A 21,860-nucleotide genomic window follows, 5' to 3' on the forward strand; every position below is an offset into this window, starting at 1 on the left:
AGGGGCGAGACAGCGAGAACGCCGGCACCTCACCGCAAATACGGAGCCTTCTGCGCCCATTCGTGACGGCTTCCGACGGAAAAGAGCCGACTACGAGACCAAGGACCGGCGACGCCGTCATTGCGTGACTTGGTCAGACCTTCCCTAACGGAAGATCGTCCCGCACGAGCTAGGCCAACCGCATCTCCCGATACCCACCCTCCGCCACCGCATCGCACCGTGCGCGATACGCCGGCGCGCTGCCCGAGTACCGCGCCACGATCCGTTCGGTCTTGCCCTCGACGTTGCGGTTGATGCCGGTCATCCAGCTATCGACCTCGTTGGAGAGCAGGCCTTCGCCCAGCGCCTTCACGTGATCGGTCCAGTCCTGCACGCCCGCCGGCGTGCATTCGCCGCGGGTCAGGCCGTGGTCGCGCATGTGGCGGATCACGCCGGTGACCCAGTCGACGTTGTATTCGATCGATCTTGGGATGTTGCCCAGCGCGGTGTGCGGGCCCATCACCATGAACATGTTGGGGAAGCCCTCGACCTGCACGCCCAACCAGGTCTGCGGGCCGCCCTTCCACTTGTCCTTCAGCCTGAGGCCGTCGGCGCCCCGGAGATCGATGCGGTCGAAGCTGCCGGTAATGGCGTCGAAGCCCGTGGCGTAGATGATGATGTCGAAGTCGAATTGCTCCGCCGTGGTCTTGAGGCCGCCAACTCGGATGCCATTCTCCGTGATCCGCTCGATCGGCGTCTGCTTGATGTCGACCAGCCGCACGTTCGGCTGGTTGTAGACCTCGTAGTACCTGGTCTCGAGCGGCACCCGCCGCGTGCCGAAGCCGTGGTTGGTCGGGATCAGCCGGGTCGCCGTCGCCTGGTCCTTCACCCGCTGGCGGATCTTGCGCGCCACGAAGTCGGAGAGCGCCGCGTTGGCCTTGCGGTCGGTGAGTATGTCGCGGAAGTTGCCCTGCCACATGCCGAAGCCCTTGGAGCCGTAGAGCTGCTCCCACTTGGCTTCGCGCTCCTCTTGGGTGACCTCGAAGGTGCCGCGCGGGTCGGGCGAATGCAGGAAGCAGGAGAAGGTCTCCTGGCAGCGCGCGAAGATCTCCGGATAGCGCGGGCGGATCTCCGCCATCTCTTGCTTGGTGATCGGCCCGTTGTGCAGCGGCGCGCACCAGTTGGGCGTGCGCTGGAAGATCGTCAGCGTCCTGGCCGTCTTCGCCACCTCCTGGATGGTCTGCACGCCCGTGGCGCCGGTGCCGATCACCGCGACCCGCTTGCCCGTGAAGTCGATCGGCTCCTTCGGGAAGCGCGCGGTGTGGCAGGAGAGGCCCCGGAAGCTGTCGATCCCCTCGATCTTCGGCATGGTCGGGGCGGAGAGGGGGCCGATGGCGGTGATCAGGAAGCGCGCGTCGTGGCGGCTGCCGTCCTCCAGCGTGACGTGCCAGTCGCGCGTCGCCTCTTGCCAATGAGCTGCGGTCACGCGGGCCGAGAAGGTGATGTCGCGGCGCAGGTCGAGCTTGTCGGCGACGAAGTTCAGGTATTCCAGCGTCTTGGGCTGCGGCGAGAAATGCTCGGTCCAGTCCCATTCGTCGAGCAGCTCCTGGGAGAAGGAGTAGCCGTAGGAATAGCTCTCCGAATCGAAGCGCGCGCCGGGATAGCGGTTCCAGTACCAGGTGCCGCCCACGCCGGTCCCTGACTCGAAGATGTGGGCCTTGAGCCCGAGCTTGCGCAGGCAGTGGAGCTGGTAGAGGCCGGAGATGCCCGCCCCGATGATGATCGCGTCGAATTGCATGAGGTCAGGATAGCAAATTCCTCCCCATTCATATGGGGAGGTGGCGCGGTAATCCGCGACGGAGGGGTCATGAGCCGCACTGCGGATGGGGCCTATGACCCCTCCGCCGGCGTCAGACGCCGGTACCTCCCCATTTGAATGGGGAGGAAGAAGACAATTGAAACCCTTGGGTCCTGCGGCCTCAACCGCCGTGCCCCCTATAGTCCGTCCATGTTCCGTCGCTTGATGAAGTGCGAGCGGGCCGCCACGGCCCTGGAATACATGCTGATCGCCGCCCTGCTCGGTCTCGCCGCCCTGCAGGTCAGCTTCCTGCAGTTCTCCGCGCCGCCCGTAACCTAGCCGGCGCCGCCCAGCAGGTGGACTGCCACCAGGCACGCCACCGCCGCAAGGATGAGCTGATCGACCTTTATCATCGGGGCAAGCTTGCCCCCGGCCGGCGCGTCGCGGGTGTGATCAAGCCGGGGCCTTACACAGCGCCGCGGATACAGTTGAAACGATCGTCCGAAATTTCTTTTTCCGGCCGGCGTAAATTTCCCGCAGGCCGATCCTCGATTTCCGGGCAAACCGCGCCCGCGCCTCTCCACGGCCGCAGATTTCGCGCGCGCGGCGAGTTCATTATGGGCAATGGAACGGTCGATTTGCCCTGTGTTGCCTCAGGATGCGCGCGTTCCATTGCCCATAATAGGTGTTCGACGCGCCGTGAGGCAGGGTGGCGCGCATGATGATGCGCCACGTTACGAATATTCCCGGACGGCATTCCCGGACGGCGGATAGAGTGTTTTTGCAGGGGCCCCCGGAGTCGGTGGATTCGTGGACTCCGAGCCGAAAACGCCGACGCCATCGGCATCGAACCGGTCCACACAAGTGTGGACTCCTGTGGACTTTCGTGGACTGCCGGCCCCTCTCAGGACAGCAGCCGCTGCACCACGTCGAGCTGGATCTCCGCCGCCTCGACCATCTCGTCTATCGGCACGCTCTCGTTGGCGGCGTGGCCCTGGGCGCCCGAGCCGGGACCGAAGTTGATGATCTCGATCCCGTCGTCGGCGTAGTAGCGGCCGTCCGAGACGCCGGTGGCGTTGAGGAACTTCACCTTGCGCCCGGTTTGCTTCACCGCCGCCTCGAAAGCCGCGACCGCCTGGCCGTTCGCCGGGGCTGCGAAGCCGTTGGTGCCGGTCAGGAACTCGACCGTGTACTGGCTCTTCGGTTCGCCCGCGCCGTCGACCACCTTCTTCAGCTCGGCGAAGGCGTCCTTCACTTTCTCGTCGGGCAGCAGGCGGCGGTCGATCTCGACGGTGCAGGCCGACGGCACGACGTTGGTGTTGTGGCCGCCATGGAACATGCCGATGTTGACCGTCGACTTCATGGCGCCCGAGCGGCGGTTGGGCAGCGCCTTGTCGTAGTAAGAGGAGAGGGCGCCGACCAGCCGCATCATGCGCAGGATGGCGTTGTCGCCGGCGTCCGGGTTGCCGGCATGCGCCGCCTTGCCCCTGGTGGTGAGGCGGGCCCACATCACGCCGCGCTCGGCGACGATCAGGTTGTTCTCGGTCTGCGCCCCCAGGATCAGCGCGTCGGGCCGCACCTTGCCGCTCTTGCGCAGGTATTCCATGCCTTCCGGGCCGAGATTCTCTTCATCGGCGACGAAGGTGAAGATCAGCTCACCCTTCGCCGGGCCGCCGCGGCGGGCGATCTCCTCGGCGAGCCAGAGCTGCACCGCCATGCTGCCCTTGCAGTTGCCGGCGCCCAGCCCGTAGACGAGGCCGCCCTTCACCAGGGCCTTGAAGGGATCGCTCTTCCAGTTGGTCCTCTCGCCCACGCCCACCGTGTCGACATGGGCGTTGAAGGCGATGACCGGGCCTTTGGCCCCTTGCTTTCCTGGCGCCTTCCGGCGGGCGACGACGTTGTCGACGCCTTTCTTGTGGGTGGCGATCTCGACCTTGTAGCCGGCCTTCCGCAGGCGCTTGGCGGCATAGGCGCAGATCTCGACCGACGTGCCGGGCGGGTAGGGGCTCGGCAGCGCGATCAGGTCGGACAGGAGGGAGACGAGGTCTTTTTTCATGATCGTTCCTTCATTCCCGTCGTCTGTGTCATCCCGAGCGGAGCGAGGGATCTATGCTCATGGCTTCATGGATCCCTCGCTCCGCTCGGGATGACACGGGGTCTCGGGATGACACGGTTGGTTGGTCTACCGATTGGCCAGCGCCTCCAGCACCTCGACCAGCACCCTCGTGCCGGCGGCGAGGTCCTGGGGCGTCGCGTTCTCGATCTCGTTGTGGCTGATGCCGCGCTCGCAGGGCACGAAGATCATGCCGGTCGGGCAGAGCCGGGCGATGTGCATGGCGTCGTGGCCGGCGCCCGAGGGCATGTCCATGTTGGCGAGGCCGAGGGCCTGCGCCTTGTCCCGCACCAGCCCGATCACCTTGGGGTCGAAGTCGGTCGGCGCCACGTTGGTCACCCGCTCGATGCCGGCGGGGCAAGGGGCGGCTTTGGCGGCGACGATGGCCTCGAGCGTCTTCTCGTGGGCCTCCAGCACGTCGTTGCGCGGATGGCGCATGTCGATGGTGAAGACGACCTTGCCCGGCACCGTGTTGGGCGAGCCCGGTGCCACCTCGACCCGGCCGATGGTGAAGCGCAGCGTGTCGTCGGCGTCGGTCGTCGCCTCGTACATGGCGGCGGCGATGCGGGTCGCGGCGGCGTAGGCGTCCTTGCGGGCGGCGCGCGGCGTGGTGCCGGCATGCGCCTCCTCGCCGTCGATCGTGACGATGTAGCGCCGGCTGCCCTGGATCGCCGTCACCACGCCGATGGTCTTGCGCTCGTTCTCCAGCCGCGGGCCCTGCTCGATATGCGCCTCGACATAGGAATCGAGCGCGAAGCCGGTGCCCGGGCGCGCCGGGGCGGGGGCGGTCTGCAGGGTCTCGGCCAGCGCATCCTTCAGCAGGACGCCCTTCCAGTCCTTCTGCTGCAGCATGTCGTCGAGCTTGTAGTGGCCCGCGAACACCGCCGAGCCCATGGCGCCCGGCTGGAAGCGCGAGCCCTCCTCGTTGGTCCAGGCGACGGCCATCACCGGGCGTTTGGTCGCGACGCCGGCATCCTCCAGCGCCTCGAGCGCCTCGAAGGCGGCGAGCACGCCGTACATGCCGTCGAACCGGCCGCCGGTCGGCTGGCTGTCCATGTGGCTGCCGCTCACCACCGGCGCGGCGGCGGTGTCGCTGCCCGCCCGGCGGACGAACAGGTTGCCGATGGCGTCGGTGAAGACCTCGAAGCCACGCACCTTCGCCCAGGCCATCAGCTGGTTGCGCGCCGCCGCATCCTCCGGCGACAGCGCCTGGCGGTTCACCCCGCCCTTCGGCGTGCCGCCCAGTTTCGCCATGTCGGCATGGCGCTGCCACAGGCGCTGTTGGTTGACGGATTCGGCCCCACTCATGCTAGCTCCTTCGGCGGGTCTATACCGAGCGGAGTGAGCGATGCACAACCATCTCGACCGGAACCTGATCGGCTACGGCCCCAACCCGCCCGATCCGCAATGGCCGGGCGATGCCCGGATCGCCGTCAGCTTCGTGCTGAACTACGAGGAGGGCGGCGAGAACACCATCCTGAACGGCGATGCGGGCTCGGAGGTCTTCCTGACCGAGACGCCGGGCGGCACGCCGCTGGTCGGCGAGCGCGATTACTCGACCGAGTCGATGTACGAGTACGGCAGCCGGGCGGGCTTCTGGCGCATCCTCAGGACCTTCGACGAGCGCGGCCTGAAGTTCACCTCCTGGGCGGTCGGCCGGGCGCTGGAGCTGAACCCCGCCGCCGGCAAGGCGATGGCGACCTCCGGCCACGAGGTGGCGAGCCACGGCTGGCGCTGGATCAACTACCGCGACTTCACGCTGGAGCAGGAGCTCGACCATGTCGCCAGGGCGGTGAAGGCGATCGCCGACTCGGCCGGCATCCCGCCGGTCGGCTGGTACACCGGCCGCTTCGGCAAGCACTCGCTGCAGGCCGTGATCCGGCACGGCGGCTTCCTTTATTCGAGCGATTCCTACAACGACGACCTGCCCTACTGGGTCAGGGTGGAGGGCCGACCGCACCTGGTCATCCCCTACACGCTGGAGGTCAACGACATGAAGTTCGCGGTGGCGCCGGGCTTCGCGATCGCCGACGGCTGGCTGCAGGCGATGAAGGACTCCTTCGACCTGCTCTATGCCGAGGGCGCGCGCAGCCCGAAGATGATGTCGGTCGGCATCCATTGCCGGCTGGCCGGGCGGCCGAGCCGGGCGCTCACCCTGGCGCGCTTCCTCGACTACGTGCTTTCGAAGCCGAAAGTGTGGGTGGCGACTCGCAAACAGATCGCGGAGCACTGGATGACGGTCCATCCGGCGGCGTGATTGCGGCTTGACTTTGGTCGAAACATCACAATCGGAATCGCAACCTTATCCGGACCTGTGGATAACTGGGGTTTACAGCCCCCCGATAGGGCCGCTAGGGGACTGTTGCATGAAAGCAACAGTCCTCGCCTTCGGGCTTTCGTCGCTGGCCTTGGGGGCCTGCGTCCACCAAACCGCCCAGCAGCCCAGGCAGATGCCGGGCCCGGCCATGTCCATTGCGGAGGCCAAGGCCGCTGCCGTGGAGAGCCGCAAGGACGAGATGATGCGCGAGCTCGCGACCTGCGAGAGCGGCGGCCATGGCGAGTCCGACCGGCCGATCTACGGCTTCCGCGGGATGTTCGTCGGCCGCTTCCAGTTCATGCCGACCACGGTGCGGGCCATGGTGCAGCAGCGCGACGGCATGGTGCTGAGCCTGCGCGAGGCGACCGACCTCGCCCACGACTACGAGCGGGCCAAGGACCTCGCCAAGTACATGATCTTCGAGCAGGGCCAGGTGAGCGCCTGGCCGGCCTGCGCCCGCAAGCTCGGCCTGTACCAGCAGGTCTCCGAGATCCAGTCGGCGCAGGCGCAGTAGCCGGAAACTATTCGCAGGCGGCGTGGTTATTGGGCCATGCCCGTCCGCCGCCTATTTCTCCTTGCCCCGCTTCTGCTGCTGGCCGGCTGCCACAAACCGCCGCCGTCCCAACCCGACCGCGCCCTGCTGCTCGAGCAGCGCAAGGATGCGCTGGTCGCCCAGCTCGCCGACTGCGAGAGCGGGCAGGGGGCCGGCCATGGCCGCTATGTCGGCCGCTTCCAATTCGAGCCGCGCACCGTGATCGGCTTCGTCCGCGAGCGCGATGGCCGCACCCTCTCCCTCCAGGAAGCGGCGATCGTCGCCAACGACTACGCGCAGGCCTCGGCGCTGGCCAAGTACATCATCTTCGAGCGCGGCGGCGCTTCGCACTGGCCGGCCTGCAGCCGCAAGATCGGGCTGGCCCAGCAGGTGGCCGACATCAGGGCGGGGTCGTAGGCCGATGGCGCGTTGGCTCCTTCTTTCGGCGATGCTGCATCGATGCCGCAACGGCCTCGCCCGCCAGGTCAGCCGGATCGAGCGGCCGTAGGCGGCGGCACGCCGCACGCGGCGGCGACCTTCTCCAGGTCGCGGATCGTGTCGGGCGGCAGCACCAGGCCCTCGCGCCGGTGCCGCGCCTCGTTCCGGGCCTCGATTTCGCCGGGATAGAAGATCTCCTGGTGGCCGACGGCGAGCGGCACGGCCTTCAGCTCCGCGATCATCCGCTCCATCCGCATCTCGAACTCGGTGAGCGGCTGGAAGGCTGCGATGTCGAGCACGATCATCATCTGGCCGGCGCCGCTCTTGCGCTCGGTCTGGTAGGGGCCGGCCACGCCGGTGCCGAAGGCGCTGCCGGTCAGCACGCCCGACAGCATGTCCATCATGGCGGCGATCGCGTAGCCCTTGTGTCCCGCCATCGGCAGGATGATGCCATCGATCGCCGCCGCGGCGTCGGTGGTCGGGGCGCACCAGCGTGTCGGCGACCAGCCGGGCGTCCGCCGGCGGCATGCCGGCCGTCTGGTAGACGGCCGCGGCGAAGGCGATCAGTCGTTCGGGCTGGAGAGCGGGAGAGGTCAGTTGCCCAGCCGGTAGAGCTTCAGGGCATTGTCGCGGACGATCTTGCGCCGCGCCTCGGCCGAGACGCCGGTGAGCTCGCGGCCCAGGAACTCCTGGCTGTCGGGCCAGATGCCGTCGGGATGCGGGAAGTCCGAGCCCCACATCACGTTGTCCTCGCCGAGGCGGTGCAGCAGCTCCACGCCGACCGGATCGGTCTGGTAGGTCGCGTAGAACTGCCGGTACCAGTACTCGCTGGGCTTCATCTTGAGGTCGAGGTCCTGGAACTGGTCCTCCCATTCGAGGTCCATGTGCTGCAGCACGTAGGGGATCCAGCCCAGCCCGGCCTCGCCGATCACGATCTTGAGGTTCGGGTAGCGCGCCGGCGCCCCGGAGAAGATCAGGCCCATCAGCATGGTGCTCATGTGCATCTGGAAGCCGGTGATGTGCACGGCCTGGATGCGCCGCACGACATGCTGCGGGAACTTCGTGTAGTCCGGCGAGCGGCCGCCGATCGTGTGGAAGTGGAGCGGAATGCCGGTCTCGTGGCCGAACTTCCACAAGGGCTCCCAGTGCTCGTCCCACAGCGGCACCATGTCGGGCCGGTTGGCGATGTCGAGGCCGCGCACCCCGCGCTTGGCGCAGCGCATCGCCTCGGCGACCGACTCTTCCATGTTGTAGTTCGGGATGTTGGCCAGGCCGACCAGCCGGTCGGGCGCGGCCTGGCAGAAATCGTGGAGCCAGTCGTTGTAGATGCGCAGCATCTCCAGCGCCGCCTCGGGGTCGTTCAGCCGGCCGCTCGAGCCCAGCACGCCGTAGAGGATCTCGGCCTGCACGCCGTCGCGGTCCTGGTCCTTCAGCCGCAGATCGACCTCGGTCAGGCGGCGGATGCCCTTCTTGCCGTCGTCATAGAGGCCGGTCGAGGCCATGCGGTCGGAGCGATGGATGACGCCCGGCACGTATTCGCGGCCGGCCGAGCCCATGCCGTTCATCAGCCCGAACTTGGCGCCCTTGGCGCTCACCCACTCGCGACCCTTCGGGCCATCGACGACGTGGGGCATGCGGTCCTTGAACTGGGCCGAGGCATTCTTGGTGAAGAGGTCGGGCGGCAGCCAGATCAGGTCGACATGGCCATCGGCGGAAATGACGTCGTACTTCATAACCGGTCCTCCTGGGACCGATCATCCGCCCGTCAGGTGCGCGGACGCAAGATCGTCAACGCAATCCCGCCCAAGATCGTGACCGATGCAATCACTAGGCGGCTCGACAACGGCTCGGCGAGCAGGACGACGCCGCCGAGCGCTGCGATCGCCGGCACGCTGAGCTGGATCACCGCCGCCGACGCCGCCGTCAGTGCCGGCAGCGCCGCGTACCACAGGACGTAACCGAGGCCCGACGTGATGGCGCCCGAAACGACGGCGTAGAGCGCGCCGGTAGGGTCGACCGTCGTATGCATGGACATCGCGAGGCTGAGCGCCGCAGCGAACGGCACCGCGCGCAGGAAGTTGCCGGCGGTGGCGCTGGTCGGGTCCTTCACGCCGCGGCCGAGCAGGGAGTAGCCCGCCCAGGCGATGCCGGCCGCGATCATGAAGGCAGCGCCTGCGAGCGGCGGCGCGCTGAGGCCGGGCAGCAGCATGTAGACCAGGCCGCCGACCGCGACGAGCAGGCCGACGATCTGCAGCTGCCGCAGCCGCTCGCCTTTCGCCAGCCCCCAGGAGAGCATCGCCGTCTGCACCGCGCCGAACAGCAGCAGCGCCCCGGTCGCCGCGGTGAGCTGGCGGTAGGCGAAGGAGAAGGCGGCGGCATAGGCGAACAGGCAGAAGGCCGCCGGCCAGCTTCCGGCGTCGGCGGGCCGGCCGCCGCGGACGCGCACGATCACCATCAGCATCAGCGCGCCTGCGGCGAGCCGGATCGAGGTGAAGCTCGCGGCATCGATCGCCGTGTCGCGCAGCGCCACGCGGCAGAGCAGCGAGTTGCCGGCGAAGGCCAGCATCGCCAGCGTGATGATCAGGATCAGGCGCGGCATTTCGACGTGAGGTCCTATCACGTTGCGAGGGGGATTGCCGCGCGTTACCAACAGGCAGTGAGCGAAACCCAATCCTGGCTGGCGCGCTTCGCGGCGGCCCTCGAACGCGGCGACGGCGATGCGGCCGCGCTGTTCATCGACGACAGCTACTGGCGCGACCTCGTCGCCTTCACCTGGAACATCGTCACCTTCGAAGGCCGGCCGGCGATTGCGGACATGCTGAAGGCCCGGTTGGCCGACGCGAGGCCGTCGGGCTTCGCGACGGACGGCGACGAGGGCTGGTTCGCCTTCGAGACCTCAGTCGGCCGCGGCCGCGGTCATGTCCGGCTGAAGGACGGCAAGGCCTCGACGCTCTTCACCGCGCTGATGGAGCTGAAGGGCTTCGAGGAGCAGGCCGGCCCGACCCGCCCGTTCGGCACCGAGCACGGTGCGCTCAGGGACCGCGTCACCTGGGGCGATCGCCGGCGCGCCGATGCCGACGAGCTCGGTGTCACGCGCCAGCCGTTCGTGCTGATCGTCGGTGGCGGCCAGGGCGGCATCGGCCTGGCGGCGCGGCTGAAGCGGATCGGCGTGCCGGCGCTGGTCGTCGATGCGCACGGGCGGCCGGGCGATGCCTGGCGCAAGCGCTACAAGTCGCTCTGCCTGCACGATCCGGTCTGGTACGACCATCTGCCGTACCTGCCGTTCCCCGACCATTGGCCGATCTATACGCCCAAGGACAAGATGGGCGACTGGCTCGAGTCCTATACCAAGATCATGGAGCTCGATTACTGGTCGTCGTCGCCGTGCAAGCGCGCGGCCTGGGACGAGCAGAAGCGCGAATGGACCGTCGAGGTCGAGCGCAATGGCAAGACGCTGACCGTGCGGCCCAAACACCTCGTGCTCGCCACCGGCATGTCGGGCTTCCCGGAGATCCCGACGTTTCCGGGCGCCGACACGTTCAAGGGCAAGCAGCATCATTCGAGCCAGCACGGCGGCGGCGAGAATTGGGCGGGCAAGCGCTGCATCGTCGTCGGTTCGAACAACTCGGCGCACGACATCGCGGCCGACCTGTGGGAGCACGGCGCCGACGTCACCATGCTGCAGCGTTCGCCGACTTTGGTGATGCGGTCCGACTCGCTGGCGCGCAACCGGCCGCTCTACTCGGAAGAGGCGGTCGCCAAGGGCATCACCACGGAGAAAGCCGACTTCACCGTCGCTTCGTTGCCCTACGCCCTGCAGCCTGCGGCGTCGCAGCCGATGACGGCGCGCATCCGCCAGGAGGATGCCGACTTCTATGCGCGGCTCGAGAAGGCTGGATTCAAGCTCACCTTCGGCGCGGACGAGAGCGGCATCGGCACGATGTATATGCGCCGCGGCTCGGGCTACTACATCGATGTCGGCGCGTCCGACCTGATCGCCTCCGGCGACATCAAGCTCGGGACCTCGGAGATCGATCGGCTCACCGAGAGCGGCGTGGTGCTGAAGGACGGCACCGTGCTGCCGGCCGACCTCATCGTCTATGCGACGGGCTACGGCTCGATGAACCAGTGGGCGGCGGCGCTGATCTCGTCCGAGGTCGCCGACAAGGTCGGCAAGGTGTGGGGCCTGGGCTCCGGCACTGCCAAGGACCCCGGCCCGTGGGAAGGCGAATTGCGCAACATGTGGAAGCCGACGGCGCAGGAAGGATTGTGGTTCCACGGCGGCAACCTCGCCCAGTCGCGGCACTATTCGCGCTTCCTCGCGCTGCAACTCAAGGCGCGGCTGGAGGGGATCGCGACGCCGGTCTACGCTCGCGCTCCGGTGCATCACAAGGCATGAGCATGAGGATCGCGACGCTTCTGGTTTCGGCGCTGCTGCTCGCCGGCTGCGGCAGCTTCTATCCGGGCGATCCGCTCGAGAAGAAGCCGCGCTTCACGGCCACGCTGCAAGGCGAGACCTCCGGCTGGGCGACGTTGCGGGCAAGCTACTCGCCGGCGCGTCGCATCCTGACCTGGAGCCTCGACTATCGCGGCTTGAGCGGCCCGATCACCTGGGCCGAGTTCCGCGGACCCGACATCGAGGGCACCGATTCGGCGATCGTGCCGATCAACCTGCCGCTCGAAGGCAATCCGCATCCCGGCGCGGCGACCTTGACCGACCGGCAGGCGGCCGACCTCGAGGCCGGCCGCTGGTACGTCGTGCTCAAGACCGAGAGGTTCCCCGGCGGCGAGGTGCGCGGTCCGGTCGTGCCGAGTCGCTGATCTTTTCCTCCCCATTCAGATGGGGAGGTGTCGGCGTCTTACGCCGACGGAGGGGTCATGGGCCACAAGTGTGCGGCTTATGACCCCTCCGCCCGCGAAGACGCGGGCACCTCCCCTTCGCGGACTCCGCGAAGGGGAGGAAACGCTTAGAACTTGAAGTCCCAGCCGATCCACTTCGCGAGGCCGCGGCCCATGACCTTCTCGAGGTCCTGGCCCTTCAGCCACGGCAGCTCCTCGGTGAAGAAGGTGACGCACTGCCGGTACGTGCAAGGCATGCGGGTGATGTCGGTGCCCCAGAAGAAGCGGTCCGGGCCGAACGCGTCGAACAGACGATGCAGCGGATCGTGCAGATTGCGGAACGGATAGGGCTCGGTCGAGTAGCCCGGCGCGCCGGTCGCCTTCAGCGCCACGTTCGGCAGCTTGGCCAAGGCCACTACCTCGTCGAGGTGCTCCAGCGCCGCTTCATCCTTGGCGCCCGACTTCAGCCCGCAATGGTCGAGGATCAGCGTGAGCCGCGGATGGGTCTCGGCGATCCAGCGGAACCTGTCGAGGTAGTTGCCGCCCAGCAGAGCGACCGGCAGTCCCGCCTTCTCCACTGCGGGCCAGATCCAGTCGAAAACCCCTTCCCGGAACTGGCGGGGCTGGTCGCCATACATCATCACCCAGCGCATGCCCATCATGCCGGGCTGCCGGCGCCAGCCGGGGATCAGCGTCTCGTTGGCCCGATCGCCCGGCGGGAACTGGCCCATGATGGCGAAGCGATCCGGGTGCTTCCTCGCCGCCTCGATCGCCAAAGCGTTCGAGGTCGGATCCCAACTGAACGGCGGATGGATCAGCGCACCGTCGACACCGGCTTCCGCCATCTCGGCGAGCAGCTCCTCGGCGGTGAAGCTCTGGACCTGGCGATGTCCGCTGACCGGCTGGATGACGGTCTGCGACCACAGGTGAACCTGGGCGTCGATGATCTTCATGAGAATTTGTAGTCCCAGCCGATCCACTTGCAGAGGCTGCGGCCCATCACCTTCTCGAGGTCCTGGCCCTTCAGCCAGGGCAGCTCCTCGGTGAAGAAAGTCACGCACTGCCGATAAGTGCAGGGCATGCGGGTGATGTCGGTGCCCCAGAACAAACGGTCGGGCCCGTAGGCGTCGAAGATGCGATGCAGCCCGTCCTGGATGTTCTTGAACGGATAAGGCTGGGTCGAATAGTGCGGCGCGCCGGTCATCTTGACCGCGACGTTGGGCAGCTTGGCGAGCGCCGTCATCTCGTCGAGATGGATGAAGGCCTCGGCATCCTGGCCGAGCCGGTTGAGGCCGCAGTGATCGAGGATCAGCTTGAGGCCCGGGTAACGCTCGGCGATGCCGCGGAACTCCTTGAGGAAGATGCCGCCCATCATGCCGATCGCGAGGCCGGCCCTCTCGGCCTCCGGCCAGATCCAGTCGAGCGCGCCTTCGTGCAGCAGCTTCTGCTCCGGCGGGTGCAGCAGCGCCCAGCGCAGGCCCATCATGCCGGGCTGCTTGCGCCAGGTCGGGATCAGCGCCTTGTTGGCCGGATTCTTGGGATCGAAACTGCCCATCACGGCGTAGCGGTCGGGGTATTTCTTCGCCGCCTCCAGCGCCATGTCCTGCGAGGTCGGGTCCCAGCTCATCGGCGGATGGATCAGCGCGGCATCGACGCCGGCCTCGTCCATCTCCTTCAGCATCTCCTCGGCGGTGACCTGGCTCACCTTGCGGTGCTTGCCGGTCGGCGGTGAGATGGTCTGGCGCCAGATATGGACTTGCGCGTCGATGATCTTCATCTCATTCCTCCGAGATGCCCGTCCTGCACCGCTACACCAATCTCGCGGCCACGATCCATCTGCTGCAGACTAGGCAGATCACCCTGCTGAATCCAGCAACCTGGGACGATCGCAACGACGCGTACTTCATGGCGGAATACAAGCGCCACAAGAAGGCGGAGACCGTCCTGGCGCTGTGCTTCACCGCGCAGAACGAGACCTATCATCACTGGCGCGTGTTCTCCCACGGCACGGACGGCGTACGCCTCGAGTTCAATCGCGATGCCTTGACCGCAGGGTTCAAGGGCCAGCCGGACGTCCGGAGCGGGCTGATGACGTACCGCACGATCACCGACGCCCGACGCCTCAAGCGCATCGATGTCGAGGAACTGCCCTTCCTGAAGCGGGCGCCCTACGCCGATGAAAAGGAATTCAGGCTGGTTTATGTCAGCGCGACGGAAGCCGTCGAGTTCAAGAACTACCCGATCAAGCTCGGCTGGATCCGCCGGATCACGCTCAGCCCGTGGGTGCCCAAGGCGCTCGCCGACTCGGTGAAGACGAGCCTTCGCGCGATCGACGGCTGCACCCGCCTGCAGGTCAGCCAGTCGACGCTGGTCGAGAACGAAGCCTGGAAGAGCTGCACCGCGAGCGTGCAGCTCTGATTTCAGTTCGGCGTCGGCGCCGCCGCGTCGAGCAGCTTCTCGCGCTTCAGCTCGCTCCACAGCTCGGTCGGGATCTTCACCGACAGGCGCTCGACGTTCTGCTTCACCTCGACGGCGCTGAGCGCGCCCGGGATCACCGCGCACAGCGCCGGATGGAACAGCGGGAACTGCATCGCCGCCGCGCCGAGCTCGACGCCGTGGCGTTTGCACACCGCCTCGATCTTGCGCGCCTTGTCGATCAGGGGCGCCGGGGCCTGGACGTAGTCGTGGGTGGTGTTGTCCTTCACGCCGCCGGTCAGGATGCCGGAGTTGTACGGGCCGCCGAGGATAACCGACACGCCGCGCTTCACGCACTCGGGCAGGAACGCCTCGAGCCCGCCCTGCTCGAGCAGGGTGTAGCGGCCGGCCAGCAGCATGCAGTCGAAATCGCCGGCCTGGATGAAGCGCAGCGACGTGTCGCTCTCGTTGATGCCGACGCCGATCGCGCCGATCACGCCGGCCTTGCGCAATTCGTCGAGCGCCTTGAAGCCCGAGTCCATCACCGTCTTGAAGCGCTGGTCGAGGATCGCGCGGTCCTTGATCGTCCAGAAGTCGACGTCGTGCACCAGCGCGATGTCGATCCTGGAGATGCCGAGCCGGAAGTGCGAATGCTCCAGCGAGCGCATCACGCCGTCGTAGGTGTAGTCGAACGCCGGCGCGAAGCCCGGCAGGCCGTTCTCGCGGAAGTCGGCGGGCGGTTTCTCGCCCGGCTTCAGGGCGTGCATGATGCGGCCGATCTTGGTCGACAGCACGTAGCTGTCGCGCGGCTTCTCGCGCAGCGCCGCGCCCATGCGCAATTCGCTGCGGCCGTAGCCGTAGAACGGCGAGGTGTCGAAGTAGCGCACGCCGAGCTCGTAGGCGTCGTCGGTCAGCGCCACCGCCTCGGCATCGGAGATGTTGGCGCGAAAGCCGCCCATCGGCGCGCCGCCCAGGCCGAGCGTGGTGACTTCGAGGCGCGTCTTACCGACGCGGCGGCGGGGAAGAGTCATGGCGTTTCCTCGGGAGTTCGCAGGTGTCGTTCGGCCAAGTCTAGAGCACATTCCGTCCGGCTGGAATCAGCCGGACGGAATGCCATAGGAATGGCGAGGCTTGCTACGCCGGGTTGTCGAGGCTGAACACGCCGGTGTCCTCGTCGTAGGCGAAGACCTCGCCGAAGCGACCCCACGACGTCGCGGTGCGCAGGGTCTGGTCGGCGAACTGCACCGACATATGGTCCTCGAGCTCGTCGCGGAAGCGGCTGGCCGGGGCGGCGTGGCTCTCGCGCTCGTCGAGCACCCGCTTGATGTGGCCGACCAGCGGCACGTAGGCCATCACCTGCTGGGCGAACAGCCGCTTGCGATCGTCGGGAGCGAGATCGACGAAGCGGCGGCCCGCGTCGGTCAGCTTGATGTCGCCCTCGGCCACCTCGGCGAAGCGCAGAAGCTGCAGCGTCTCGGCCACCGGGAACAGGTCGTCGATCTCCATCTGCAGCGGCCCGGCCAGCGCCGGCAGGTCGGCCTTGCCGCGATGGGGCTCGGCCGCCACCTGCTCCATCAGGCCGGCCATCAAGTTGGGCGACACGCGCGGCAGGTGCATGGAGATGCCGGTGCCGGGGAAGAGGCCTTGCGACGGCTTGGCCGCGCGCGCGGTCATGCGGGCATAGATGTCGTCGACCAGGCGGCGGAAGGCGGGATCGAGCCGGTTGCGCGGCTGTGGCAGGTCGACCTTGATCTCGGCGGAGATGCGCCCGGGATTGGAGGCCAGCACCACGATACGGTCCGACATCAGCACCGCCTCCTCGATGTTGTGGGTCACCAGCAGGATCGAGGAGATCGGCATGCGGCCCTCGCTCCACAGGTCGAGCAGGTCGGTGCGCAGGGTCTCGGCGGTCAGCACGTCGAGCGCCGAGAAGGCCTCGTCCATCAGCAGGATGCGCGGATGCACGACCAGCGCGCGGGCCAGCCCGACCCGCTGGCGCATGCCGCCCGACAGCTCCTTCGGATAGGCGCTCTCGTAGCCGTCGAGGCCGATCAGGTCGATCGCGGCCAGCGCGCGCTTGTGGCGCTCGGCCGCCGGCACGCGCTGCGCCTCCAGCCCGAGCTCGACGTTCTCGAGCACGGTGAGCCAGGGGAAGAGGGCGAAGGTCTGGAACACCATCGCCACCTCGGGCGCCGGGCCGCTCACCGGCCGGCCGCCGATCGAGACGTTGCCGCCGGTCGACGGCATCAGGCCGGCGATGATGCGCAGCAGCGAGGACTTGCCGCAGCCCGAGCGGCCGAGCAGCGAGACGATCTCGTTGTCGCGCAGGCGGAGATTGACGTCGTCGAGCACCAGCAGGTCCTCGCCGCTGCCTTTCGGGTAGGCCTGGCGGATATGGTCGACGATCAGCAGTTCGTCCAGCTTGTCCATCATGGGGCGAGCTCCTCACTCGAGACGGAAGCGCCGTTCGGCCAGCCGGTAGAGCGGCCGCCACAGCAGGCGGTTGCAGGACACGACCAGGACCGACATCACGCCGATGCCGAGCACGACGCGGGCATAGTCGCCGGCGGTCGTCGCGTCGGCGATATAGGCGCCGAGGCCCGCGGCGTGCAGCTTGGTGTCGCCCCAGCTCGCGACCTCGGCGACGATCGCGGCGTTCCACGAGCCGCCCGCCGCGGTCAGCGCGCCAGTGACGTAATAGGGCAGGATGCCGGGCAGGATGACGTGCCGCCACCACTGCCACTGGCGCAGGCGGAACAGGGTCGAGGCCTCGCGCAGGTCGGTCGGGAAGGCCGAGGCGCCGGCGATGACGTTGAACAGGATGTACCACTGGGTGCCCAGCACCATCAGCGGGCTCAGCCAGATGTTCGGGTCGAGGCGCCAGGCGACGATCGCGACCACGGCGATCGGGAACAGCACGTTGGCCGGGAAGGCAGCGAGGAACTGCGCCACCGGCTGCACCCGGGTGGCGGCCCACGGCCTGAGCCCGATCCAGACGCCGATCGGCACCCAGATGGCGCTCGCCAGCGCGATCAGCACGGCGACGCGGGTGAAGGTCAGCAGGCCGAGGCCGAAGGCGGTGACCACGTCGTCGAAGCCCAGCGTCGCGCGGGTGAAGAGCACGATGCGCCACAGCGCGTAGGCGACCAGCGCCAGCACCAGCGCGATCCACAGGACATCGAACAGGCGGGCGGAGACGGTGCGGTCGCACTCCGCCGGCGGCGGCGCGGGGCGTGGTGTCAGACGCTCGACCAGGCGCACCGCCGAGCCCATGACCTGTGCCGTGCGGCGGACCAGCCGGGCGCGCCGCCACAGGTCGTAGACCCAGGACTGCGGCCGCTCGCGCGCCGCGGTCTGCTCGAAGCGGAACTTGTCGGCCCAGGCGACGATCGGGCGGAACACCAGCTGGTCGTAGAGCAGGATCACGACCGCCATGGCGATCACCGCCAGGACGACGGCGCGGATGTCCTTGGCGTCGATCGCGACGGCGAGCCACGAGCCGATGCCCGGCAGCTTGATCGTCGTGTCGCCGACCGTGATCGCCTCCGAGGCGACGACGAAGAACCAGCCGCCCGACATCGACATCATGGTGTTCCAGATCAGGCCGGGCGCGGCGAACGGCGCCTCGAGCCGCCAGAAGCTCAGCCACGGCGAGAGGCGGAAGTGGCGGCCGACCTCGACCAGGTCGCGCGGCACGGTCCGCAGCGACTGATAGAAGCTGAAGGCCATGTTCCAGGCCTGGCTGGTGAAGATGGCGAACACCGCGGCGCACTCTGCGCCGAGCTCGCTGCCCGGGAACAGGCGCAGGAAATAGGCGACGGTGAAGGTGAGGAAGCCCAGCACCGGCACCGACTGCAGGATGTCGAGCGCCGGCAGGATGACCAGCTCGGCCTTGCGGCTCTTGGCGGCCAGCGTGGCGATGACGAAGGTGAAGATCAGCGAGGCGATGATCGCCGCGAACATGCGCAGGGTGGTGCGCAGCGCATATTCCGGCAGGTAGGCGGGATCGAGCACGATCGGCTGGCCGACCAGCCGCTCGGCCGGGGCGGCGATCTCGCGCGCGCCATGGGCCAGCGCCACGAAGCCCGCGGCGATCAGGATGAAGATCGTGAGGTCGTAGAGGTTCGGCTTCAGCCCCGAGCCGGCGAGGCCCAGCGGCGGCTGATCGACCTCTATCCGTCGGGTGCGCGCCATGTGCTGCTCCACGATCCGTCAGAAGCGCGCCGACAGCCGTCCGCTGAACACGTGCACGGGTCCGCGGTCGGCGTTATAGGCCGGGTTGGCCAGCAGCTGGTAGTCGACCGTCGCGGTCAGTCCCTTGGTCATCTGCAAAGCATAAAAAGCTTCGATGACGTTCTCGCTCGCATAGGTCAGCCGGCCATCGCCGACCAGCACGCCGAGGCCGCCGGCCGCGAGAAAGCGGCTGTGGTCGGGCGAGATCATGTTCCAGGCGCCGGCGAGGCCGATGCGGTCGTCGGGACGGCCCCACGAGGCGCCCTTGAGCTGCAGGCCGAGCGACAGGCTCTGGTCGATGTCGGTGAAGGCGCTGATCTCGCTGCGTCCGTCGTTCCAGCTGAAGCGGCCGAACAGGCCGAGCGTGTCGGAGATGTCCTGCTGCAGGTTGAGATAGAAGCCGTACTTGGTGCGGCCCTGGCGCGTCTGCGCGACGGTGTCCGCTGCCGGCACGCCCAAGGCCAGAGCCAGCGCCGCGGCATCGTTGTAGGAGCCGGCGAAGGTGCTGGTGAGCCAGGTGCCGACCTTGGCGACGCCCTTCTTGCCCCAGGGGGCGTAGCGCATCTCGAGCTCGCCGACATAGCCGCCGCGGCTGAACAGGCTCATGTCGAAGACGTTGGCGTTGGGCTGGTTGCCGACCAGGAAATAGCCGAGCCGTGCCGCCCAACGCGCCTGGTTCAGCTCGGCGGCGACGCCGTAGGTGAGCCCCAGCCGGTCGGCGGGATAGTCGAAGGCGCCGGCCGCCCAGATCGACCAGTTGAGGAAGTCGGTGCGCGGGTCCTCGGCATAGTCGTTGCCGTCGAACAGGTCGTGGACGGCGAACTTGCCGACCTGGACGGTGAGCCGCGAGACGTCCTTCACGCCGGCAAGCTGGCCGTAGTCGCTCTCGGTCGTTTCCGTCGGCCCGCCCAGCCCGAACTCCTGGCGCAGGTACAGGCGCGAGGTATTGTAGCGCGGGAAGGAGAAGCTCGACTTCTGCGCCTCGCCGTTGGGGAAGCCTGCGGCGCCCACCGTGTTGGCGACGCCGAAGCCCTGCAGCAGCTCGGGATTGTAGTAGAGCTCGCCGCCCGGCCACAGCCGCACACCGAGGAACGCCGAGACCGTCCAGGTCTCGCGCGACTGGCCGACGCCCGGCAGGCTGTTGGTGCCCTCGTAGGGCGAGTTGAACGGCGGATAGCCCTGGAAGATGAAGGTCGTCTGGCCGTGCAGCTCCCAGGTGCCCGGCCCGCGATCGTCGGCCGTCTCCGTCGCGTCGATATCGGATGCGCCGAAGTGGTAGTTCAGCCCGACCCGCAGGCGATGGATGTCGTAGAGCGAGTCGTAGCGCGCGGGCGATGCGAAGGAGAAGCCGGCGAGCGGCAACTGCGTGTAGAGATACTCGGCGCGAGCCGACCAGCGGCGGTCGAGCGCGTAGTCGACGCCGGCGCCCAGCGTCCAGCCCAGCCGCCATTGGCCCGGCGTCGCATCCTGGTTGCCGGTGGTGAGGTCGGTGCGGCCCCAGCGGGTGCTGGCGAAGGCGAGGCCGCCGGTGATGAACGGCGTCCAGGGGCCCATCGCATAGCCCAGCCGGCCGCGCGCCGTGCCGAGATATTCGAGCTGATCGTCGGCATAGCCCGCCTGGGTCGTGCGGTAGGACAGGACCTCGCCGCCGTCGCGGGCATCCATGAAGGAGAGATCGAGCTCGATGCCGACCATCCAGCGCGACGGCAGGGTGGTCTGCCATCCGGCCTGCACGCCGCCGAAGGTCTGGCCGATCGCGTTGCTGCCGCCGGACGAGGCCGTGCCCGCGGGATCGCCCAGCGTCGCCGTGCCGGTGCCGAACAGGTAGCCGACATGGCCGCCGAAATAGAAGCCGTCGTTGGCCCTGTCGGTGGCCAGTCCGGCAGACGGGGTGAAAAAAATGATGAGCGCCGCGAGGGAGCGGACGCGCGAATTGGTCGTCATGGTTCATCTCCCCGATCGATCGGGCGGCAGATGAACCGGGAGGATCAGGGCTTGGCCGGATTCCCGCAGCTCACCCGACGCAACCGGTCGAGCGGTATCTCGAATAGGGTCCTGCCGCCCGGAGGGCGGCGCGTCGTGGGTGGCTGTCCATCTTGAATCATCCATGCGACGCCGGAATGACGATCGCGAGTGGCGGCGGATACGCCTGACGCGAGATCGGGTCAAGCGCTTTACGCTTCAGCGCCGCCGGGGCGTGCTGGTGGCGAGCTCGATCCCGATGCTGGAGCCGAAGTCCGTCGCGCGGACCCGCACGATCGTCATCCTGAGCGGCATCGACTTGCTCTCGGCCTTCGTCGTCGGCGCGGTCATGCGGCGACCTGCTCGGCGGTCGGGCCGTCGCTCTTGGTCGTCGTGCGGCGGAGATCGCGGATGGTGTTGAGGTCGTCGTAGCGGCGCACGCGGTGCATGGTGGTCCGGTTGTCCCAGATCACCAGGTCGTGCTGCGTCCACTTGTGCGCGTAGACGAACGGCGGCTGCGTGGCGTGCTCGGCGAGGTCGCGGATGAAGGCGCGCGCCTCGGGCGCCGGCCAGCCGACGATGCCGCCGATATGGGCCGACAGGAACAGCGACTTGGCGTGCGAGGTCGGGTGGGTGCGCACCAGGCGATGGCGGACCGGCGCCATCATGGCGCGCTCATCGGGCAGGTACTCGGTGAAGCCGAGCTGCTCGCGCGAGAAGATCTGCGAATGCTCGCAGATCAGGTCCTCGATCTCGGCCTTGGTCCTGGCGTCGAGCGCGTCGTAGGCGGCGCGCATGTCGGCGAACTCGGTGTTGCCGCCGTCGGTCACGACGATGCGGCCGGAGAGCAGCGAATAGCGCGCCGGGATGACGCGGAAGCTCGCATCGGAATGCCACAGCCGGTTGCCCAGCGAGGCCATGCGGCGGCGGTCGTCGCGCGCCAGCCTGGTGCCGTCCTTGCCGATGTTGGAGACGTCGGCGAAGGCGGGATCGAGCCGGAGCTCCGGCCGGCGCTGGGTCGCGTTGGCGCCGTTCTGCAGCGGGCCGAAGTTGCGGCTGAACGCGATCTGCTGCTCGTCGGTGATGTCCTGGCCAGGCAGCACCAGCACGGCGTACCGGGCCATGCCGGCATCGACCGCCGCGACCTCCTCCGGCGCGAGCGTGCGGCGCGCGTCGATGCCGGTCATGCGGCCGGCGAAGACCGGCGTCAGCGGCGTGACCTCGATGGCCATGG

General features: G+C 68.0%; 22 protein-coding genes. 8 read left to right on the top strand and 14 right to left on the bottom strand.

Annotation, left to right across the window (positions count from 1 at the left end; genetic code table 11):
- Nucleotides 1-169 precede the first annotated feature (169 nt).
- Complete coding sequence (locus tag J0J01_RS27940; protein ID WP_296386839.1) at nt 170-1,777, bottom strand: NAD(P)/FAD-dependent oxidoreductase; 1,608 nt, start codon at nt 1,775-1,777, stop codon at nt 170-172.
- Between the two features lie 210 nt (nt 1,778-1,987).
- On the opposite strand from J0J01_RS27940, the gene J0J01_RS27945 reads away from it, so the two are divergent.
- Nucleotides 1,988-2,116 (top strand): hypothetical protein, encoded by a 129-nt coding sequence (locus J0J01_RS27945; protein ID WP_296386841.1) that lies wholly within the window; start codon nt 1,988-1,990, stop codon nt 2,114-2,116.
- Nucleotides 2,117-2,681: 565 nt separating this feature from the next.
- On the opposite strand, the gene J0J01_RS27950 is transcribed toward J0J01_RS27945, so the two are convergent.
- Nucleotides 2,682-3,833: a M20 family metallopeptidase gene (locus tag J0J01_RS27950; protein WP_296386843.1), complete on the bottom strand. Its 1,152-nt coding sequence runs from the start codon at nt 3,831-3,833 to the stop codon at nt 2,682-2,684.
- Nucleotides 3,834-3,959: 126 nt separating this feature from the next.
- Nucleotides 3,960-5,198, bottom strand: a complete 1,239-nt coding sequence (locus tag J0J01_RS27955; protein WP_296386844.1) for a Zn-dependent hydrolase — start codon at nt 5,196-5,198, stop codon at nt 3,960-3,962.
- 40 nt (nt 5,199-5,238) lie between these two features.
- Between J0J01_RS27955 and puuE the strand changes: the two genes are divergently transcribed.
- The 3 genes from puuE (at nt 5,239) to J0J01_RS27970 (ending at nt 7,156) form a co-directional block, all read left to right on the top strand.
- Complete coding sequence (gene puuE / locus J0J01_RS27960; protein ID WP_296386846.1) at nt 5,239-6,147, top strand: allantoinase PuuE; 909 nt, start codon at nt 5,239-5,241, stop codon at nt 6,145-6,147.
- Nucleotides 6,148-6,256: 109 nt separating this feature from the next.
- Nucleotides 6,257-6,721: a hypothetical protein gene (locus J0J01_RS27965; RefSeq protein ID WP_296386847.1), complete on the top strand. Its 465-nt coding sequence runs from the start codon at nt 6,257-6,259 to the stop codon at nt 6,719-6,721.
- A gap of 36 nt (nt 6,722-6,757) precedes the next feature.
- A complete protein-coding gene (locus J0J01_RS27970) occupies nt 6,758-7,156 on the top strand; it encodes a hypothetical protein (RefSeq protein ID WP_296386848.1) in 399 nt (132 codons plus the stop codon).
- Between the two features lie 68 nt (nt 7,157-7,224).
- On the opposite strand, the gene J0J01_RS27975 is transcribed toward J0J01_RS27970, so the two are convergent.
- Nucleotides 7,225-7,635 carry an Ldh family oxidoreductase gene (locus J0J01_RS27975; protein ID WP_365738603.1) on the bottom strand — a complete coding sequence of 137 codons (411 nt, stop codon included), beginning with the start codon at nt 7,633-7,635 and terminating at the stop codon, nt 7,225-7,227.
- Between J0J01_RS27975 and J0J01_RS27980 the strand changes: the two genes are divergently transcribed.
- Nucleotides 7,622-7,789, top strand: coding sequence for a hypothetical protein (locus J0J01_RS27980; protein WP_296386849.1), 168 nt, complete (start codon nt 7,622-7,624; stop codon nt 7,787-7,789). The two genes, J0J01_RS27975 and J0J01_RS27980, sit on opposite strands and share 14 nt — an antisense overlap.
- On the opposite strand, the gene J0J01_RS27985 is transcribed toward J0J01_RS27980, so the two are convergent.
- Both J0J01_RS27985 and J0J01_RS27990 read right to left on the bottom strand, forming a co-directional pair.
- Entirely contained in the window at nt 7,771-8,910 is a 1,140-nt protein-coding gene (locus tag J0J01_RS27985; RefSeq protein WP_296386851.1) for an amidohydrolase family protein, read from the bottom strand. The two genes, J0J01_RS27980 and J0J01_RS27985, sit on opposite strands and share 19 nt — an antisense overlap.
- A 32-nt stretch (nt 8,911-8,942) precedes the next feature.
- Nucleotides 8,943-9,776: a DMT family transporter gene (locus J0J01_RS27990; protein WP_296386853.1), complete on the bottom strand. Its 834-nt coding sequence runs from the start codon at nt 9,774-9,776 to the stop codon at nt 8,943-8,945.
- Nucleotides 9,777-9,833: 57 nt separating this feature from the next.
- Between J0J01_RS27990 and J0J01_RS27995 the strand changes: the two genes are divergently transcribed.
- Both J0J01_RS27995 and J0J01_RS28000 read left to right on the top strand, forming a co-directional pair.
- Complete coding sequence (locus tag J0J01_RS27995; RefSeq protein WP_296386854.1) at nt 9,834-11,576, top strand: NAD(P)/FAD-dependent oxidoreductase; 1,743 nt, start codon at nt 9,834-9,836, stop codon at nt 11,574-11,576.
- Nucleotides 11,573-11,998 carry a CHRD domain-containing protein gene (locus J0J01_RS28000; protein ID WP_296386856.1) on the top strand — a complete coding sequence of 142 codons (426 nt, stop codon included), beginning with the start codon at nt 11,573-11,575 and terminating at the stop codon, nt 11,996-11,998. The genes J0J01_RS27995 and J0J01_RS28000 overlap by 4 nt, the downstream gene beginning before the upstream one ends.
- A gap of 146 nt (nt 11,999-12,144) precedes the next feature.
- On the opposite strand, the gene J0J01_RS28005 is transcribed toward J0J01_RS28000, so the two are convergent.
- Both J0J01_RS28005 and J0J01_RS28010 read right to left on the bottom strand, forming a co-directional pair.
- Entirely contained in the window at nt 12,145-12,969 is an 825-nt protein-coding gene (locus J0J01_RS28005; protein WP_296386857.1) for an amidohydrolase family protein, read from the bottom strand.
- Nucleotides 12,966-13,793: an amidohydrolase family protein gene (locus J0J01_RS28010; RefSeq protein WP_296386859.1), complete on the bottom strand. Its 828-nt coding sequence runs from the start codon at nt 13,791-13,793 to the stop codon at nt 12,966-12,968. Before J0J01_RS28010 ends, J0J01_RS28005 begins: the two co-directional genes overlap by 4 nt.
- 14 nt (nt 13,794-13,807) lie before the next feature.
- Here J0J01_RS28010 and J0J01_RS28015 point away from each other — a divergent pair, with 14 nt between their 5' ends.
- Complete coding sequence (locus J0J01_RS28015) at nt 13,808-14,434, top strand: hypothetical protein (RefSeq protein WP_296386861.1); 627 nt, start codon at nt 13,808-13,810, stop codon at nt 14,432-14,434.
- Nucleotides 14,435-14,436: 2 nt separating this feature from the next.
- Here the strand turns inward: J0J01_RS28015 and J0J01_RS28020 are convergent, their stop codons facing one another.
- From J0J01_RS28020 to J0J01_RS28045, 6 genes are all read right to left on the bottom strand, one after another.
- Complete coding sequence (locus J0J01_RS28020; RefSeq protein WP_296386863.1) at nt 14,437-15,462, bottom strand: aldo/keto reductase; 1,026 nt, start codon at nt 15,460-15,462, stop codon at nt 14,437-14,439.
- Between the two features lie 103 nt (nt 15,463-15,565).
- The gene (locus J0J01_RS28025; protein WP_296386865.1) at nt 15,566-16,864 is read right to left on the bottom strand and encodes a nitrate/sulfonate/bicarbonate ABC transporter ATP-binding protein; all 1,299 of its coding nucleotides are present in this window, start codon (nt 16,862-16,864) and stop codon (nt 15,566-15,568) included.
- 12 nt (nt 16,865-16,876) lie between these two features.
- Nucleotides 16,877-18,625 carry an ABC transporter permease subunit gene (locus J0J01_RS28030; protein ID WP_296386867.1) on the bottom strand — a complete coding sequence of 583 codons (1,749 nt, stop codon included), beginning with the start codon at nt 18,623-18,625 and terminating at the stop codon, nt 16,877-16,879.
- 18 nt (nt 18,626-18,643) lie between these two features.
- Nucleotides 18,644-20,608: a carbohydrate porin gene (locus J0J01_RS28035; protein ID WP_296386868.1), complete on the bottom strand. Its 1,965-nt coding sequence runs from the start codon at nt 20,606-20,608 to the stop codon at nt 18,644-18,646.
- Nucleotides 20,609-20,845: 237 nt separating this feature from the next.
- Nucleotides 20,846-20,977 carry a hypothetical protein gene (locus J0J01_RS28040; RefSeq protein WP_296386870.1) on the bottom strand — a complete coding sequence of 44 codons (132 nt, stop codon included), beginning with the start codon at nt 20,975-20,977 and terminating at the stop codon, nt 20,846-20,848.
- Entirely contained in the window at nt 20,974-21,858 is an 885-nt protein-coding gene (locus tag J0J01_RS28045; RefSeq protein WP_296386872.1) for a TauD/TfdA family dioxygenase, read from the bottom strand. The genes J0J01_RS28040 and J0J01_RS28045 overlap by 4 nt, the downstream gene beginning before the upstream one ends.
- Nucleotides 21,859-21,860 lie beyond the last annotated feature (2 nt).

The sequence above is a fragment of the Reyranella sp. genome, assembly GCF_017305915.1.
In the GTDB taxonomy this organism is placed as follows: domain Bacteria; phylum Pseudomonadota; class Alphaproteobacteria; order Reyranellales; family Reyranellaceae; genus Reyranella.

Excerpts from the sequence above, each read along its gene's own strand:
- J0J01_RS27940 (WP_296386839.1), bottom strand. The coding sequence starts at position 1,777 with ATGCAATTCGACGCGATCATCATCGGGGCGGGCATCTCCGGCCTCTAC.
- J0J01_RS27945 (WP_296386841.1), top strand. The coding sequence starts at position 1,988 with ATGTTCCGTCGCTTGATGAAGTGCGAGCGGGCCGCCACGGCCCTGGAA.
- J0J01_RS27950 (WP_296386843.1), bottom strand. The coding sequence starts at position 3,833 with ATGAAAAAAGACCTCGTCTCCCTCCTGTCCGACCTGATCGCGCTGCCG.
- J0J01_RS27955 (WP_296386844.1), bottom strand. The coding sequence starts at position 5,198 with ATGAGTGGGGCCGAATCCGTCAACCAACAGCGCCTGTGGCAGCGCCAT.
- puuE (WP_296386846.1), top strand. The coding sequence starts at position 5,239 with ATGCACAACCATCTCGACCGGAACCTGATCGGCTACGGCCCCAACCCG.
- J0J01_RS27965 (WP_296386847.1), top strand. The coding sequence starts at position 6,257 with ATGAAAGCAACAGTCCTCGCCTTCGGGCTTTCGTCGCTGGCCTTGGGG.
- J0J01_RS27970 (WP_296386848.1), top strand. The coding sequence starts at position 6,758 with ATGCCCGTCCGCCGCCTATTTCTCCTTGCCCCGCTTCTGCTGCTGGCC.
- J0J01_RS27980 (WP_296386849.1), top strand. The coding sequence starts at position 7,622 with ATGATGCCATCGATCGCCGCCGCGGCGTCGGTGGTCGGGGCGCACCAG.
- J0J01_RS27985 (WP_296386851.1), bottom strand. The coding sequence starts at position 8,910 with ATGAAGTACGACGTCATTTCCGCCGATGGCCATGTCGACCTGATCTGG.
- J0J01_RS27990 (WP_296386853.1), bottom strand. The coding sequence starts at position 9,776 with ATGCCGCGCCTGATCCTGATCATCACGCTGGCGATGCTGGCCTTCGCC.
- J0J01_RS28000 (WP_296386856.1), top strand. The coding sequence starts at position 11,573 with ATGAGCATGAGGATCGCGACGCTTCTGGTTTCGGCGCTGCTGCTCGCC.
- J0J01_RS28005 (WP_296386857.1), bottom strand. The coding sequence starts at position 12,969 with ATGAAGATCATCGACGCCCAGGTTCACCTGTGGTCGCAGACCGTCATC.
- J0J01_RS28010 (WP_296386859.1), bottom strand. The coding sequence starts at position 13,793 with ATGAAGATCATCGACGCGCAAGTCCATATCTGGCGCCAGACCATCTCA.
- J0J01_RS28015 (WP_296386861.1), top strand. The coding sequence starts at position 13,808 with ATGCCCGTCCTGCACCGCTACACCAATCTCGCGGCCACGATCCATCTG.
- J0J01_RS28020 (WP_296386863.1), bottom strand. The coding sequence starts at position 15,462 with ATGACTCTTCCCCGCCGCCGCGTCGGTAAGACGCGCCTCGAAGTCACC.
- J0J01_RS28025 (WP_296386865.1), bottom strand. The coding sequence starts at position 16,864 with ATGATGGACAAGCTGGACGAACTGCTGATCGTCGACCATATCCGCCAG.
- J0J01_RS28030 (WP_296386867.1), bottom strand. The coding sequence starts at position 18,625 with ATGGCGCGCACCCGACGGATAGAGGTCGATCAGCCGCCGCTGGGCCTC.
- J0J01_RS28035 (WP_296386868.1), bottom strand. The coding sequence starts at position 20,608 with ATGACGACCAATTCGCGCGTCCGCTCCCTCGCGGCGCTCATCATTTTT.
- J0J01_RS28040 (WP_296386870.1), bottom strand. The coding sequence starts at position 20,977 with ATGACCGCGCCGACGACGAAGGCCGAGAGCAAGTCGATGCCGCTCAGG.
- J0J01_RS28045 (WP_296386872.1), bottom strand. The coding sequence starts at position 21,858 with ATGGCCATCGAGGTCACGCCGCTGACGCCGGTCTTCGCCGGCCGCATG.